The organism is Wohlfahrtiimonas larvae (genome assembly GCF_002006755.1).
Lineage (GTDB): Bacteria > Pseudomonadota > Gammaproteobacteria > Cardiobacteriales > Wohlfahrtiimonadaceae > Wohlfahrtiimonas > Wohlfahrtiimonas larvae.
On the sequence record NZ_MVDO01000258.1, the window covers coordinates 1 to 409 of the forward strand.

At 36.2% G+C, this 409-nt stretch carries 1 pseudogene; it reads left to right on the top strand.

What is annotated here, in order from left to right:
* Nucleotides 1-269 (top strand): annotated as a pseudogene (locus BZK14_RS13410) (hypothetical protein); the annotation flags it as partial.
* Nucleotides 270-409: the final 140 nt, after the last annotated feature.

Consider the following 409-nt stretch of genomic DNA (forward strand, 5'->3'; position numbering starts at 1 on the left):
CTGATGTCAGTTTTGGAATCGGGCAAAAATGGGTAGATGTAACTAAAGAGAGAACATCAGGAACTATTTATACAAATACTAGACAAAAAGCAATTGAAATATGGCTTCAAAAACCGCCAACAGCCACAGCTCCAGTTTTTGTTATACAAGGTCAAGAATTTGGTTTTTCTTCTCATACTGCAAGTTACACAATGTCTCTAGTAGTACCCCCAGGTGCAGAATATTATCAAAAATCAGGAACGATACAAGCATGGAAGGAGCTATTTTAATGAATACAAAACACTTCAAGGATAGCAATAACAAGACATTTGGTTTAGATACAACATCAGAAAACTGGGAGTTATTTGTAAAAGAAGATTGGATTGAAATAACAATTGATGAAGCGCGAGCAATTGCGAATCCACCACCA